The sequence below is a fragment of the Rhizobium sp. C104 genome (assembly GCF_022354505.1).
Lineage (GTDB): Bacteria > Pseudomonadota > Alphaproteobacteria > Rhizobiales > Rhizobiaceae > Rhizobium > Rhizobium redzepovicii.
Genome location: NZ_CP092348.1, coordinates 595,527 through 609,911 on the forward strand (window position 1 = coordinate 595,527; position 14,385 = coordinate 609,911).

Annotated in this window: 12 protein-coding genes; 11 read left to right on the forward strand and 1 reads right to left on the reverse strand. The window is 62.2% G+C overall.

Annotated features, from left to right (window positions below):
- Positions 1 to 167: 167 nt before the first annotated feature.
- The 9 genes from MF410_RS04000 to ligA all read left to right on the forward strand — a co-directional run bounded on the left by MF410_RS04000 (position 168) and on the right by ligA (position 12,242).
- Entirely contained in the window at positions 168 to 1,067 is a 900-nt protein-coding gene (locus tag MF410_RS04000) for a D-alanine--D-alanine ligase (RefSeq protein WP_239620180.1), read from the forward strand.
- Positions 1,055 to 1,987 carry a cell division protein FtsQ/DivIB gene (locus MF410_RS04005; protein WP_097628250.1) on the forward strand — a complete coding sequence of 311 codons (933 nt, stop codon included), beginning with the start codon at positions 1,055 to 1,057 and terminating at the stop codon, positions 1,985 to 1,987. Before MF410_RS04000 ends, MF410_RS04005 begins: the two co-directional genes overlap by 13 nt.
- Positions 1,984 to 3,315: a cell division protein FtsA gene (gene ftsA, locus MF410_RS04010; protein ID WP_003565034.1), complete on the forward strand. Its 1,332-nt coding sequence runs from the start codon at positions 1,984 to 1,986 to the stop codon at positions 3,313 to 3,315. Before MF410_RS04005 ends, ftsA begins: the two co-directional genes overlap by 4 nt.
- A 55-nt stretch (positions 3,316 to 3,370) precedes the next feature.
- Positions 3,371 to 5,086 (forward strand): cell division protein FtsZ, encoded by a 1,716-nt coding sequence (gene ftsZ / locus MF410_RS04015; protein ID WP_097628251.1) that lies wholly within the window; start codon positions 3,371 to 3,373, stop codon positions 5,084 to 5,086.
- A 261-nt stretch (positions 5,087 to 5,347) separates the two neighbouring features.
- The gene (gene lpxC / locus MF410_RS04020; protein WP_097628252.1) at positions 5,348 to 6,304 is read left to right on the forward strand and encodes a UDP-3-O-acyl-N-acetylglucosamine deacetylase; all 957 of its coding nucleotides are present in this window, start codon (positions 5,348 to 5,350) and stop codon (positions 6,302 to 6,304) included.
- 244 nt (positions 6,305 to 6,548) lie between these two features.
- Positions 6,549 to 7,418, forward strand: coding sequence for an outer membrane protein assembly factor BamD (locus MF410_RS04025; RefSeq protein WP_172643284.1), 870 nt, complete (start codon positions 6,549 to 6,551; stop codon positions 7,416 to 7,418).
- A 5-nt stretch (positions 7,419 to 7,423) separates the two neighbouring features.
- Entirely contained in the window at positions 7,424 to 9,097 is a 1,674-nt protein-coding gene (gene recN, locus MF410_RS04030) for a DNA repair protein RecN (RefSeq protein WP_097628253.1), read from the forward strand.
- 73 nt (positions 9,098 to 9,170) lie between these two features.
- Positions 9,171 to 9,698 (forward strand): DUF6886 family protein, encoded by a 528-nt coding sequence (locus MF410_RS04035; RefSeq protein ID WP_097628254.1) that lies wholly within the window; start codon positions 9,171 to 9,173, stop codon positions 9,696 to 9,698.
- A 387-nt stretch (positions 9,699 to 10,085) separates the two neighbouring features.
- Positions 10,086 to 12,242, forward strand: a complete 2,157-nt coding sequence (ligA, locus tag MF410_RS04040; RefSeq protein ID WP_097628255.1) for an NAD-dependent DNA ligase LigA — start codon at positions 10,086 to 10,088, stop codon at positions 12,240 to 12,242.
- A 35-nt stretch (positions 12,243 to 12,277) separates the two neighbouring features.
- On the opposite strand, the gene MF410_RS04045 is transcribed toward ligA, so the two are convergent.
- Positions 12,278 to 12,814, reverse strand: a complete 537-nt coding sequence (locus MF410_RS04045) for a GNAT family N-acetyltransferase (RefSeq protein ID WP_097628256.1) — start codon at positions 12,812 to 12,814, stop codon at positions 12,278 to 12,280.
- Between the two features lie 283 nt (positions 12,815 to 13,097).
- Between MF410_RS04045 and MF410_RS04050 the strand changes: the two genes are divergently transcribed.
- Positions 13,098 to 13,688 (forward strand): 3'-5' exonuclease, encoded by a 591-nt coding sequence (locus MF410_RS04050; protein WP_097628257.1) that lies wholly within the window; start codon positions 13,098 to 13,100, stop codon positions 13,686 to 13,688.
- A 180-nt stretch (positions 13,689 to 13,868) separates the two neighbouring features.
- Positions 13,869 to 14,360 carry a CreA family protein gene (locus MF410_RS04055; protein ID WP_097628258.1) on the forward strand — a complete coding sequence of 164 codons (492 nt, stop codon included), beginning with the start codon at positions 13,869 to 13,871 and terminating at the stop codon, positions 14,358 to 14,360.
- The last annotated feature ends 25 nt before the right edge of the window (positions 14,361 to 14,385 follow it).

Genomic DNA, 14,385 nt, shown 5'->3' on the forward strand with positions numbered 1-14,385 from the left:
AAGAAGTTAACGAAAGTAAACACTTCATTAACCATAATGATGCTCTAATGCATGCAGGTCGGACAAAGGCCCGAAACGGCGCAGACAGCTTCGCGCAAGCGTCGATTTCGAGAATGAAAGTTATTTTTTGGGGGTGTTGATGAGTTCGCAAGCATGTCGCTGTCCTGATGGGCGGATTTTCCTCGGAACGGCCTGTCAGCCTTTCCTCGGGAAAGGCTTGCGCAGAAGCCCTCGAATCGGAAGGCTTCGAAGTGACACGCATCGATGTGGCGCGCGACGTTTCCGAAAAGCTTGCCGCGTTGAAACCCGATGTGGTCTTCAATGCGCTGCATGGCCCCTTCGGCGAGGACGGCACCATTCAGGGCATCCTCGAATATCTCGAGATCCCCTATACGCATTCGGGCGTGCTTGCCTCGGCGCTGGCAATGGACAAGGACAAGGCGAAGCTTGTTGCCGCCGCTGCCGGCATTCCGGTCGCCGAATCGCAGGTGATCAACCGTTTCGCCTTTCCCTCGACGCATCCGATGAAGCCGCCCTATGTGGTGAAGCCGGTGCGGGAAGGGTCGAGCTTCGGCGTCGTCATCGTCACGGAAGATCAGGCGCATCCGCCGCAAGTCGTCAGCTCCACCGAGTGGCGCTACGGCGAGGATGTGCTTGTCGAGCGCTATGTCTATGGCCGCGAACTCACCTGCGGCGTCATGGGCGAGACTGCGCTCGGCGTCACCGAGGTGGTGCCGCAGGGACACAATTTCTATGATTACGATTCCAAGTACGCAGCCGGCGGTTCAAAACACGTCATCCCGGCAAAAATTTCACCGAATATTTACCAAAAAATACAAAGATTGGCCCTAAGGGCGCATCAGGCAATCGGTTGTCGCGGCGTCAGTCGGTCCGACTTTCGTTACGACGATCGTTTCTCCGAAGACGGCGAAATCATCTGGCTGGAAGTCAATACCCAGCCAGGCATGACTCCAACCTCGCTTGTGCCCGAAATGGCCGGTCATGCCGGTTATTCCTTTGGTGAGTTTCTCCGGTGGATGGTGGAGGACGCGTCTTGTTTGCGTTGACAGTAAAGAGGATAGGGCGCCCCAGCCATCATGCCGTGCTTCCGGTCATGGAAGCCGAAGAGCGATTCGTCCTGCCGCGTCCGCTGCGCCGCGTTACCCGTTTCCTGATCAGCCTCGGCAGCGGCCGCATCTACATCCCGGCCCATACCGGCACGATCTCGGCGCTGGCTTTCCTGGCTGCGACCGGGCTTTACGGCATGTCGCTCGGCGGCCACACCGAAGCCGTTGCGCAGGCGACGACGACGGCGGCGGGTTTTGCGATCGAGGACGTGAAGGTTTCCGGCAATTCGGAGACGTCCGAAATCGAGATCCTGCAACTGATCGGCCTCGACGGCACGACCTCGCTGGTCGCCCTCGACGTCGATGCCGCCCGCCGGAAGATCGCGCATCTTCCGTGGGTCGAAAGTGTCGAGGTTCGCAAGATCTATCCGAAGACGATCGAGGTGAAGCTCAAGGAGCGTCAGGCCTATGCGATCTGGCAGCACGGGCAGGAGCTTTCGCTGATCGAAAAGAACGGCAGCGTCATTGCGCCGCTGCGCGACAACAAGTTTTCGTCGCTGCCGCTCGTCGTCGGCCGCGATGCGGAGACGGCGGCGGCGTCGCTCGACGACGCCTTCTCGAAGTGGCCCGACGTCAAGGCCCGCGTGAAGGCCTATGTCTGGATATCAGGCCGTCGCTGGGATCTGCACATGGATAACGGCGTCGTCGTCAAGCTGCCGGAAGACGGTATCGACCAGGCGCTGGCGACGCTTTCGAAGTTCGACAAGGAGCATCAGCTCCTGGAGCGGGACATTGCCGCGGTCGATCTCAGGCTGTCCGATAGAACCGCAATCCAGCTGACGCCGGAGGCGGCAGTCCGCCGTCAGACGGCTGTGACAGAGCGCACCAAGGAATTGAAGAAGGCGGGGCAGAATATATGAGCTTGTTCGGTTCATCCCATTTCGGATTGCCGCGCCTGAAGCCGCTTTCGTCGAAGCGGTCGCATGTCGTTTCGGTGCTCGACATCGGCTCGACCAAGGTCGTCTGCATGATCGGCCGGCTGACGCCGCGCGAGGAAAGCCAGATCCTGCCGGGCCGCACGCACAATATCGAGATCATCGGCATCGGGCACCAGCGTTCCCGCGGCATCAAGACCGGCGTCATCGCTGATCTCGACGCGCTGGAAGGCGTCATTCGCCTCGCCGTCGACGCGGCGGAGCGCATGGCCGGGCTGACTGTCGAGAGCCTGATCGTCAATTTGACGGCCGGCCGCCTCGGCAGTGACATTTACACGGCCACGATCGATCTCGGCGGCCAGGAAGTCGAACTCAACGATCTGAAGAAGGTACTGTCGGCCGCCTGCCAGCAGTCGCTGCGCCAGGATCGTTCGGTGCTGCATTCGCTAGCAACCGGCTTTTCGCTCGACGGCGAGCGCGGTATTCGCGATCCGCTGGCAATGTATGGCGATGCGCTTGGCGTCGATATGCATGTGGTCACCGCAGAGCGCTCGGCGCTGAAGAACCTCGAGCTCAGCGTCAACCGCGCGCATCTGTCGGTCGAGGGCATCGTCGCGACGCCCTATGCATCCGGCCTGGCGGCTCTCGTCGATGACGAAGTCGAGCTCGGCTGCGCTGCGATCGACATGGGTGGCGGCACGACGACGATCTCGGTCTTTGCCGAAGGCAAGCTCGTTCATACGGATGCCGTCGGCCTCGGCGGCCATCACGTGACCACCGATCTCGCGCGAGGCCTTTCGACCCGTATCGAGGATGCGGAGCGGCTGAAGGTCGTGCATGCCACGGCCCTTTCGAATTCCTCCGACGAGCGCGAGCTGATCTCGATTCCGCCGATCGGCGAGGATGATCGCGACCAGCCGTCGCAGGTGCCGCGGGCGCTGGTTTCGCGCATCGTTTCGGCCCGAATCGAAGAAACGATGGAACTGATCCGCGACCGCATCCAGCGCTCCGGCTTCAGCCCGATCGTCGGCAAGCGCGTCGTCCTGACCGGCGGCGCGAGCCAGCTGACCGGCCTTGCCGATGTGGCGCGGCGCATTCTTGCCCGCAACGTCCGCATCGGCCGCCCGATGGGCGTCTCGGGACTGCCGACGGCGGCAAAGGGCCCGGCTTTTTCGACGGCCGTCGGCCTGATGATCTATCCGCAGGTCGCGGACATGGAGACACATGCGTCACAGAGCGGTCTGCTCATGTCGCTTGGTGGAAATAACAGCCGCATAGCCCGGATGGGCCAGTGGCTGAAGGAAAGCTTCTGAAATTGAGTGATTGGCCGGCGTGGCGATGCGGCCAGAGAGAGAAGGAACAGGTACCATGACCATCAAGCTGCAAAAGCCTGACATCACAGAGCTGAAGCCGCGCATCACCGTATTCGGCGTTGGCGGCGGTGGCGGCAACGCCGTCAACAACATGATCACCGCCGGTCTCCAGGGCGTCGACTTCGTCGTCGCCAACACGGATGCCCAGGCGCTGACGATGACGAAGGCGGAGCGGGTCATCCAGCTCGGCGCCAACGTCACTGAAGGCCTCGGCGCCGGTTCGCAGCCGGAAGTCGGCCGCGCGGCCGCCGAAGAGTGCATCGACGAGATCATCGATCACCTGAACGGCACGCATATGTGCTTCGTCACCGCCGGCATGGGCGGCGGCACCGGCACGGGCGCAGCGCCCGTCGTCGCCCAGGCCGCCCGCAACAAGGGCATCCTGACGGTCGGCGTCGTCACCAAGCCGTTCCATTTCGAAGGCGGGCGCCGCATGCGCCTGGCGGAGATGGGCATCCAGGAACTGCAGAAGTCTGTCGACACGCTGATCGTCATTCCGAACCAGAACCTCTTCCGCATTGCCAACGACAAGACCACCTTCGCCGACGCTTTCGCGATGGCCGACCAGGTTCTCTATTCGGGCGTTGCCTGCATCACCGACCTGATGGTGAAGGAAGGTCTCATCAACCTCGACTTCGCCGACGTCCGCTCGGTCATGCGCGAAATGGGCCGCGCGATGATGGGTACCGGCGAAGCTTCCGGCTCCGGCCGCGCGCTGCAGGCCGCCGAGGCCGCGATCGCCAACCCGCTGCTCGACGAAACCTCGATGAAGGGCGCCCAGGGCCTGCTGATCTCCATTACCGGCGGTCGCGACCTCACCCTCTTCGAAGTCGACGAAGCCGCGACCCGCATCCGCGAGGAAGTCGATCCCGACGCCAACATCATTCTCGGCGCCACCTTCGACGAATCGCTTGAGGGCATCATCCGCGTCTCGGTCGTCGCAACCGGCATCGATCGGGCGATCAGCGAAGCCGCCGAGCGCAACGTTCAGCCGGTCGCAAGGCCTGCTATCCGTCCCTCCGCGGCTGTTGCTCCGGCAGCGGCCGCAGTTCAGCCTGCCCCCGTGATGCAGGCACCGAAGGTGGTGGATCCGATCGCGCAGACCATCCGCGAAGCCGAGATGGAACGCGAACTCGAATTCCCGGCCCCGCGTGCCAGCGCCCCGGTACAGCAGCCAGTGGTACAGCAGGAAACCTTCCGTCCGCAGAGCAAGATTTTCGCGCCTGCTCCGGAAGCTCCCGTCACGCGTCCCCAGGTGCAGCAGCAGGCTCCAGCGCCCGTCATGAGCCAGCCGATCGTGAGCCAGCCCGTCCAGCAGCAGCCGGTCCGGCAGGAGCCGATCATCCGCCAGGCGCCCGAACCGATGCGCATGCCGAAGGTCGAGGATTTCCCGCCGGTCGTCCAGGCCGAACTCGACCACCGCACGCAGCCGGCTTCCGCGCATGCAGCGGAAGAGCGCGGTCCGATGGGCCTGCTCAAGCGAATCACCAATTCGCTCGGCCGTCGCGACGACGAAGCCGTGGCCGCCGACATGACCGCCGCACCGCCGGCCGCTTCGCAGCAGCGCCGTCCGCTGTCGCCTGAAGCAAGCCTCTACGCACCGCGTCGCGGCAATCTCGATGATCAGGGCAGGGCGGTTCCGCAGGCGCGGATGATGCAGGAAGACGACCAGCTGGAAATCCCGGCATTCCTGCGTCGCCAGTCGAATTGAGCGGCTAACTCTGCACCGTTCATGCCCGGGATCAAGGTCCCGGGCATTGCTGTTTTTCAGTCCGTGATTCGCTAGCGATTTCAATCGTGTGACTTCGTTACAAAGCGAAAGAAACAGTGATTTGGATTGGAGCGCCGGGGCACGTAAGTATGGTGCAAGGAAACTGCCCCACGAGTCCTTTTGACAGGCTCGTTGTACAGAATGAACGATGACCGCGCCGATTGGGCAGACTGCCGGTGCGGAAGAATAAAGGCAGAATTTATGGCAATTGGCTTGCTGGGTTTTCAAACGACGGTATCGCGTCCCGTGACGCTTTCGGGCATCGGGGTCCATTCGGGTGCTAATGTCTCGATCACGCTGAACCCGGCCGAATCGGATACCGGCGTCATTTTCCAGCGCATGCATGCCAATGGCGATATCACCGAACTCAAGGCCGTCTCCTCGCAGGTCGGCAATACCGACCTCTGCACCGTACTCGGCTTCTCGCCCGCCCATTCGGTCGCGACGATCGAGCATGTGATGGCGGCGATCTATGCGCTCGGCCTCGACAATGTGGTGATCGAGGTGCAGGGCTCCGAAATGCCGATCATGGACGGCAGTTCGCTGCCCTTCGTCGAGGCGATCGAGCAGGTCGGCCTGGTCTCGCTTGGCGTCAAGCGCCGCTATATCCGCATTACCAAGCCGGTGCGAATCGAGCATGGCGGCTCCTGGAGCGAATTCCGTCCCTATGACGGCACGCGCTTCGAGGTCGAGATCGATTTCGACTGCCCGCTGATCGGCCGGCAGAAGTGGGCCGGCGACATGACCGCGGCCGTCTTCAAGGCCGAGCTTTCCCGCGCCCGCACCTTCGGCTTCATGCGCGATGTCGAGCGTCTCTGGGCTTCGGGCCACGCGCTCGGCTCCTCGCTCGAAAATTCCGTCGTCATCTCGGACGACAATACCGTCATCAACGTCGAAGGGCTGCGTTACGCCAAGGACGAATTCGTCCGCCACAAGACGCTTGATGCCGTCGGTGATCTATCGCTTGCCGGCGCGCCGTTCATCGGCTGCTACCGGTCCTACCGCGGTGGCCATAAGATGAATGCCAATGCGCTGAAGGCGCTGCTCGCCGATCCCTCCGCCTATGAGGTTGTGGAGACGTCGACGCCGCGCCAGCGTGTCGCCGCCCGCGAACTGATCGCGGTCAGCGCTTCCGGATTCGCTCCCTGGTCGGCATGACCTCCAGCATATTCTCAAGACCAGGCCGCCTCTTTCCCGGAGGCGGTTTTTTTATGTCCGCCGGGTCAGATGCTTTACTGCCACAGGTCGGGGAAGAAGAGGAAAAGCCGGGCATTCCCCGGCTGCTGCCACAAAAATGCGTTAATGCCTTATCATTGCGTTGCTCTTGATGCACATTTATGGCTAGAAACGCCAGCGAGGCGTGGCTGCCGTGGAGCGAGCGGCGGCAGTGGGGTTCTTTCGAATGGGTTATGCAGGATCTGACGGTATGATGAAGACAGCGCGTGCTTTGTTCGCATCGCTTCTGGTGCTCAGCGCGGGCGCCTCGATATCCGGCTGCCAGTCGGATCCCGATATCGACATCACCAAGCTCGGCCTCGAAACCGATCCGCCGGATGTGCTCTACACACAGGGCCTTGCCAACATGAAGGCCGGCAACATGGCGGAAGCGGCGCGCAAGTTCGACGCCATCGACCGCGAGAACCCGTTCTCCGAATGGGCGCGCAAGGCGCTTGTCATGAGCACTTTCGTCAAATACCGCCAGGGCCGCCTGGACGATGCGCTTACATCCGGCAACCGCTACATGTCGCAATATCCGAAATCACAGGATGCGGCCTATGTGCAGTATCTCATCGGTCTCACCTATTCCAAGCAGATCGTCGACGTGACCCAGGATCAGCGCGCCTCGGCCAAGACGATCGAAGCGATGCAGGCCGTCATCGACAATTATCCGAACTCCGAATATGTCGACGACGCCCAGGCCAAGATCCGCTTTGCGCGGGACCAGCTCGCCGGCAAGGAAATGCAGATCGGCCGCTACTACATGGAGCGGAAGGAATATCTCGCCGCGATCTCGCGCTTCCGCATCGTCGTCGAGAAATATCCGAATACGAACCAGATCGAAGAGGCCTTGGCGCGTCTCGTCGAGGCTTATTACGCCATGGGCATTGTCGACGAGGCGCAGACGGCGGCTGCCGTCCTCGGCCACAATTATCCCGACAGCCAGTGGTACGCCGATTCCTACAAGCTGCTGCAGACCGGCGGTGCCGAGCCGCGTGAAAACAAGGGCTCGTGGATCGCTGCGGCAGGCAAGAAACTCCTGCTCGGTTCCTGAGGCCAATGCTGATCCAGCTTTCGATCCGCGATATCGTCCTGATCGAGCGGCTGGATCTTGCCTTCGAGACCGGCCTCTCCGTGCTGACGGGCGAGACCGGAGCAGGCAAATCCATCCTGCTCGATAGCCTGTCGCTGGCGCTCGGTGGACGCGGCGATGGCGATCTGGTGCGCCACGGCGAGGACAGGGGCCAGGTGACGGCGGTGTTCGATGTCGGCATGGACCACGGCGCCCGCAAGTTGCTGCGTGAAAACGGCATCGACGACGAGGGCGACCTGATCTTCCGTCGCCAGCAATCGGCGGACGGGCGCACCAAGGCCTATGTCAACGATCAGCCGGTCAGCGTGCAGCTGATGCGTCAGGCCGGCCAGATGCTGGTCGAAATCCACGGCCAGCACGACGATCGCGCCCTTGTCGACACCAATGCCCACCGCACTCTGCTCGATGCCTTCGCCGGTCTCACCGATGAGGTTTCGGAGGTTTCCCGGCTTTATCGTCTGTGGCGCGACAGCGAGCGGATGCTAAAGAAGCACCGCGAGAAGGTGGAAGGTGCGGCGCGCGAAGCCGACTATCTCCGATCTTCCGTCGAAGAGCTTGAGAAGCTCTCGCCGCAAGATGGCGAGGAGGACGAACTCGCCGACCGCCGGCAGAAGATGATGAAGGCGGAGCGAATCGCCGGCGATATCGCCGAGGCCTCCGAGTTCCTGAACGGCAATGCCTCGCCCGTGCCTCATATCGCTTCGCTGGTGCGACGGCTGGAGCGCAAGAGCCATGAGGCGCCGGGCCTGCTTGAAGACACCGTGACGCTGCTCGATGCCGCGCTCGACCAGCTTTCCAACGCCCAGATGGAAGTCGAGGCGGCATTGCGCAAGACAGAATACGATCCGAGAGAGCTGGAGCGGGTGGAGGAGCGGCTTTTCGCGCTCAGGGCTGCTTCGCGAAAATACTCGGTGCCCGTCACCGAGCTGCCGGCTCTTGCCGTCCGCATGATCGCCGATCTTGCCGACCTCGATGCGGGCGAGGAAAGGCTTGCCAGGCTCGAAGCCGAAGTCGGCCTGGCGCACGAGAATTACGATACGGCGGCGCGCTCGCTCTCCGACAAGCGCCATCATGCCGGCACCGCACTGGCTACGGCCGTCATGACGGAGCTGCCGGCGCTGAAGCTCGAACGCGCCCGTTTCATGGTCGAGATCACCACGGATGCGCAGGAGGCGCTTGCCGAAGGCATCGACGTCGTCGAGTTCCATGTCCAGACCAATCCGGGCACGCGGCCGGGCTCGATCATGAAGGTCGCCTCCGGTGGCGAGCTGTCGCGTTTCCTGCTGGCGCTGAAGGTGGCGCTTGCCGATCGCGGATCGGCTCCGACGCTCGTCTTCGACGAAATCGATACCGGCGTCGGCGGTGCGGTGGCCGATGCGATCGGCCTGCGGCTGAAGCGGCTGTCGGAGCGGGTGCAGGTGCTGTCTGTCACGCATGCGCCGCAGGTCGCCGCGAGAGCGGCGACGCATCTTCTGATCTCCAAAGGGCCGGTCGCCGAAGGGTCGGAAAAGATCGCCACGCGCGTGGCAACGATGGAGCAGAAGGACCGCACCGAAGAGATCGCCCGGATGCTGGCCGGAGCTTCGGTGACCGAAGAGGCGAGGGCGGCGGCGAAGCGGCTGCTGGCCGGCAACGGCTGATCGCCAGACGGCCGCTGTGACATGCGTTCGATTCACATTATGCCAATCGCTCGTTCAGCGGTGATCCCTCGCCATGCGGCTTTTCCATTTCAGCGACGATCCCGATATTGCCATATTCGAACCGCGCCCCGTCCGCATTCCCTCCATTCGCCCGCTCGGCCGGGAATGGCTGAATGGTCCGCTCGTCTGGGCGATCGATGGCGATCATGACTTCATGTATCTCTTTCCGCGCGACTGCCCGCGCATTCTGGCATGGGCAACGTCGGATACGCCGGAGGCCGAACGGCGGCGCTGGCTCGGCGATTGGCGCGCCGTCGCCTTTGTCGAGCGTCATTGGCTGGAAAGGCTCGAGGCAGAGACGATCCATCGTTACGAGATGCCGGCGGAGGAGTTCGAAGATCTTGACGATGCGGGCATGTGGGTATCGCGCAGACGCGTCATTCCCACGGAACGGGTTGCCATATCGCGGCTCGATCGGGAGTTTGCGCCGCGCCGGGTGGAGCTTCGAGTGCTCGACAGTCTGCGGCCGCTGAAGGGCCTCTGGACCACCAGCCTGCATGTCAGCGGTATCCGGTTGCGCAATGCGAGGGATTGGGAATAGGGCGGGGAGGGTATTCAAATGCTATCCGTCTGTGCGATGCTCCGCGTGTCGAATTTTGGCGAGAAAGCCGGCCCCAACCTCCCTCATTCCTGTGCCCGTCACAGGAATCCAGTGCGCCCAAGTCCTTGGGCGCAGAAGACTCTTCTTCGGTGCAAGAGAGTCAATCTCCGCGCAGACGCGCGGTGGCTGGATTCCTGTGACAGGCACAGGAATGAGGGTGGAAAGGTCAGCGGTCCGTCTGTACGTCAGCGGTGTCCGGCTGCGTACTGCTGCGGACTGGGGTAGAGCTATCTTCGCAACGCGACAGATATTGCCTCTCTTTTCATCCGGCAATTTTGCTCTAAAAACAATGCAGATTTCTGGCCAGATTCTCTGGAGTGATATTCCATGTCCACCGAAGGTTCCGCCGTCGACACGTTGACGATCGAAGAGGCTGCCGCCGAGCTTGAGCGGCTGGCAAAGGAGATCGCGCATCACGACGCGCTCTACCATGGCAGGGACCGGCCAGAGATTTCGGATGCGGATTACGACGCGTTGAAGCGCCGCAACGATGCGCTGGAGGTACGGTTTCCCGAGCTGATCCGCGAGGATAGCCCGTCGCGGCGGGTGGGTGCTGCGCCCTCCGTCACCTTCTCGCCCGTCGTCCATGCGCGGCCGATGCTGTCGCTCGACAACACGTTTTCGCAGGAGGACGTGCAGGATTTCGTCGCCAGCGTTTATCGCTTCCTCGGCCGTCTGCCGGACCAGTCGATCGCCTTTACCGCCGAGCCGAAGATCGACGGTCTGTCGATGTCGATCCGTTACGAGAACGGTAGGCTGGTGACGGCTGCCACACGTGGTGACGGCACGACGGGCGAGAACGTCACCGCCAATATTCGCACCATTGCCGAAATCCCCAACGAGCTGCCAAAGGGGGTACCCGCGGTGGTGGAGATTCGTGGCGAGGTCTATATGGCCAAGAGCGACTTCCTGGCCCTGAACCGGCAGATGGAAGCAGAGGGCAAGCAGACCTATGTCAATCCGCGCAATACAGCCGCCGGGTCGCTGCGCCAGCTCGACGCCAAGGTGACGGCGAGCCGCAAGCTGAAATTCTTCGCCTATGCCTGGGGCGAGATTTCGGAAATGCCAGCCGACACGCAATTCGGCATGGTGCAGACCTTCAAGGACTGGGGTTTTCCTGTGAACCCGCTGATGAAGCGGCTGAATTCGGTCGCCGACATCCTCGCGCATTACGACGAGATCGGCCTCGAGCGCCCGGATCTCGACTACGACATCGACGGCGTCGTCTATAAAGTCGACAGTCTCGAACTGCAGGCCCGTCTCGGCTTTCGTTCGCGTTCACCGCGCTGGGCGACGGCGCATAAATTTCCGGCCGAACAGGCCTTCACCGAGGTCGAGAAAATCGAGATCCAGGTCGGCCGCACCGGCGCGCTGACGCCGGTGGCGCGGCTGAAGCCGATCACCGTCGGCGGCGTGGTCGTCACCAATGCGACGCTGCACAACGAGGACTATATCAAGGGTATCGGCAATAGCGGCGAGCGCATTCGGCCTGAAGATCACGATATCCGCGAAGGAGATACCGTCATCGTCCAGCGCGCTGGTGACGTCATTCCGCAGATCCTCGACGTGGTGATGGAAAAGCGCCTGGCCGACGCCCGGTCGTACGAATTTCCGAAAACCTGCCCGGTCTGCGGCTCGCATGCGGTGCGCGAGGTCAACGAGAAGACCGGCAAGATGGATTCGGTGCGTCGCTGCACCGGCGGTTTCATCTGCCGGGCGCAGGCGACCGAGCATCTGAAGCACTTCGTCTCGCGCAACGCCTTCGACATCGAGGGGCTCGGTTCGAAGCAGATCGACTTCTTCTTCGAACACGAGGATGCGTCGCTGCAGATCCGCACCGCGCCCGAAATCTTCACGCTGGAGAAGCGCCAGCAGCAATCGCTGACCAAGCTGGAGAATATCGACGGCTTCGGCAAGGTCAGCGTCGGCAAGCTTTATACGGCGATCAACGAACGGCGCAGCATTGCACTCCACCGCTTCATCTATGCGCTCGGAATCCGTCATGTCGGCGAGACCACGGCAAAGCTGCTGGCGCGCTCCTACGGAACTTACGAAGCCTTTGCGACTGCGATGAAGGAGGCGGCACCGCTTTCCGGCGACGCCTGGAACGATCTCAACGCCATCGAGGGCATCGGCGAGGTGGTGGCGCGCGCCATGGTCGAATTCTACAAGGAACCGCGTAATGTCGAGGTGATTACCCGGCTGCTCGAGGAAGTGACGCCCCAGCAGGCCGAACAGCCGGTAACGACCGGCAGTCCAGTCGCCGGCAAGACCGTGGTTTTTACCGGCTCGCTGGAAAAGTTCACTCGCGACGAGGCGAAGGCGAGGGCGGAAAGCCTCGGCGCCAAGGTGGCGGGATCGGTCTCCAAGAAGACCGACATCGTCGTCGCCGGACCCGGCGCCGGCTCGAAGCTCGACAAGGCGCGCGAACTCGGCGTGCAGACGATGGACGAGGACGAGTGGCTGGCGCTGATCAGCGGGTGAGAGGCTGATGACGGCAAGCCGCCAGCCTCGTCCACTCACAGCCTGAGCCGGGCCATCGTATAGGCGTCGACATACTTTCCCGCTCGAAAGCCGAAGGCTTTCAGCAGGCCCTCCCGCTCGAAGCCGAACGTCTTATAGAGGCCGATGGCGGCGTCGTTGTCGGTGTAGACGGTCAGTTCCAGCCGTTTGACATCCAGCCAATCGTCGGCGGCCTCGACCATGGCGCCGAGCAGGATGCGGCCGAAACCGCGGCCGGTGAAATCGTCATGTATCCCCATGCCGAGGCTGGCGACGTGCTGCCTGCGGCCGGAGAGACGGTGGAGGCCGCAATTGCCGACGATCTTGCCATCCAAGGTAACAACGAGGTTGAGCGCGCCCGGCGATGGGTTTTCCATGTATTTGCGGACCTCTTCGACCCTTTGGTACGGCGGCCGCAGGGTGCCGGCCCGATAGCCTGGCAGATTTATGAGATCGGTGATCTCCTCCGCATCGGCGAGGCGGACGGCGCGCACGAGGACGCCTTCCGGCAGGCGCGGCCGGCGGCCAGGCTCAGTCTCTTCGTTTTCAGACATTGGCTGCTCTCCGTTCGTTTCAGGAGGAGAGCCCGGGTTTTGGAAAACCCTGCTCGCCTCGGCAGGGTTTTCGGGGTGATCGGATCGCTGCTAACGCGCCATCGCTCCCGCGTACCCTTCAAGGGTCGTGGTGTGATGAATAAGCGCTGCCACGGTCACGGAGCCGATCATGGCGGCAAGTTTGGATATGCCGGGTGAAAAGTCAACCGTACGTCGTGCCGAATTTGCGCGGCCGGGAGCGGGGCGGTATTTCTGTTCCCGAGGAAATGATTCGGGTACTGATTTGAAGACCATTGCGATTGACTTCGAGACGGCGAACGAACAGCGCGGCAGCGCCTGTTCCGTCGGCCTTGCCTGGATCGAGGAGGGCAGGGTCACGCGTGTCGAGGAGCGGCTGATCCGGCCGCGCGACATGCGTTTTTCCGGGATGAACATCGCGATTCACGGCATCCGGCCGGAGCACGTCGAGGATGCGCCCGAATTTCCCGAGGTGATGGACGAGTTCCACGAGGATATCAGCGGCGCAACGATGATCGCGCATAATGCCGCCTTCGATTTCAGCGTCTGGCGGGCGTGCCTCGATCTCTACCGGCAATCCTATCCGGAGCTGACCTATCTCTGCAGCCTGAAGATGGCGCAGCGGATCTGGCCGCACTTCCTTTCGCATCGGCTGAACCTGATCGCCGAGCATCTCGGCTTGCGTTTTGTGCACCACAATGCGGCCGAGGACGCCATCGTTTGCGCGGCTGCGGCCATCGAGATGGCGAAGGCGGTCAAGGCCAATGCCGTTCACGCCATACCGGCGCTGATCGGCATGAAGCCTGGCCGGCTGACGGCGCGGGCCTATGAGCCCTGCACCTGCCGGAAAGGCTGATCCTTTCCCGCAGTCGGCCTTTCTTGCAAAGCATGTGGACGCACTTATCTAGAAGGCGGATTATTCAGCGCATAACCCCAGTAATCGGAATCGATTTTCGTAAAGGATTATGCGCAGATTTAAAGTGATAGAGCGTCCTTAGCGCGTCCGGTCGGACGCGCGGCGCTCTAAGGAGCCGCCATGTCCAACCTGCGCAATCTTCTTTTCGCCGCCTTCTCCTTCGCCACCCTTTCCGCAGGCGCCGCCTCGGCCGAGGTCGTCGGCAAGGTCGGGGTCGACTGGATCGGCAACGACATCATCGTCGAGGCGCTCTCCGATCCGGAGGTCAAGGGCGTCACCTGCCACGTCACCTATTTCGACCGCAGCCTGATCGACCGGTTCAAGAACGGCAACTGGTTCGAAGATCCCTCCAACAATTCCATCGCCTGCCGGCAGACGGGGCCGATCGAGATCGGCAATATCGACCTGTCCAAGGATGGCAGCGAAGTGTTCCGGCAGGGCATGTCGCTGATCTGGAAGACGCTGGTCGTCAATCGCATCTACGACAAGGCCAACGACACGCTGATCTATCTCGCCCATTCCAGGGAACTGACGGATGGCTCTGCGAAGATGTCGATCTCGACGATTCCGCTCTATGGGCAGACTGTCACGTGGAAGAATGGGAAGCCGTAAAGCTCAGGGACTACTGTCCTCGGTG

What these genes read in the sequence shown, in the direction of transcription:
- MF410_RS04000 (WP_239620180.1), top strand. Translation starts at nt 168, where the DNA reads ATGGGCGGATTTTCCTCGGAACGGCCTGTCAGCCTTTCCTCGGGAAAG.
- ftsA (WP_003565034.1), top strand. Translation starts at nt 1,984, where the DNA reads ATGAGCTTGTTCGGTTCATCCCATTTCGGATTGCCGCGCCTGAAGCCG.
- ftsZ (WP_097628251.1), top strand. Translation starts at nt 3,371, where the DNA reads ATGACCATCAAGCTGCAAAAGCCTGACATCACAGAGCTGAAGCCGCGC.
- lpxC (WP_097628252.1), top strand. Translation starts at nt 5,348, where the DNA reads ATGGCAATTGGCTTGCTGGGTTTTCAAACGACGGTATCGCGTCCCGTG.
- MF410_RS04025 (WP_172643284.1), top strand. Translation starts at nt 6,549, where the DNA reads ATGGGTTATGCAGGATCTGACGGTATGATGAAGACAGCGCGTGCTTTG.
- recN (WP_097628253.1), top strand. Translation starts at nt 7,424, where the DNA reads ATGCTGATCCAGCTTTCGATCCGCGATATCGTCCTGATCGAGCGGCTG.
- MF410_RS04035 (WP_097628254.1), top strand. Translation starts at nt 9,171, where the DNA reads ATGCGGCTTTTCCATTTCAGCGACGATCCCGATATTGCCATATTCGAA.
- ligA (WP_097628255.1), top strand. Translation starts at nt 10,086, where the DNA reads ATGTCCACCGAAGGTTCCGCCGTCGACACGTTGACGATCGAAGAGGCT.
- MF410_RS04045 (WP_097628256.1), bottom strand. Translation starts at nt 12,814, where the DNA reads ATGTCTGAAAACGAAGAGACTGAGCCTGGCCGCCGGCCGCGCCTGCCG.
- MF410_RS04055 (WP_097628258.1), top strand. Translation starts at nt 13,869, where the DNA reads ATGTCCAACCTGCGCAATCTTCTTTTCGCCGCCTTCTCCTTCGCCACC.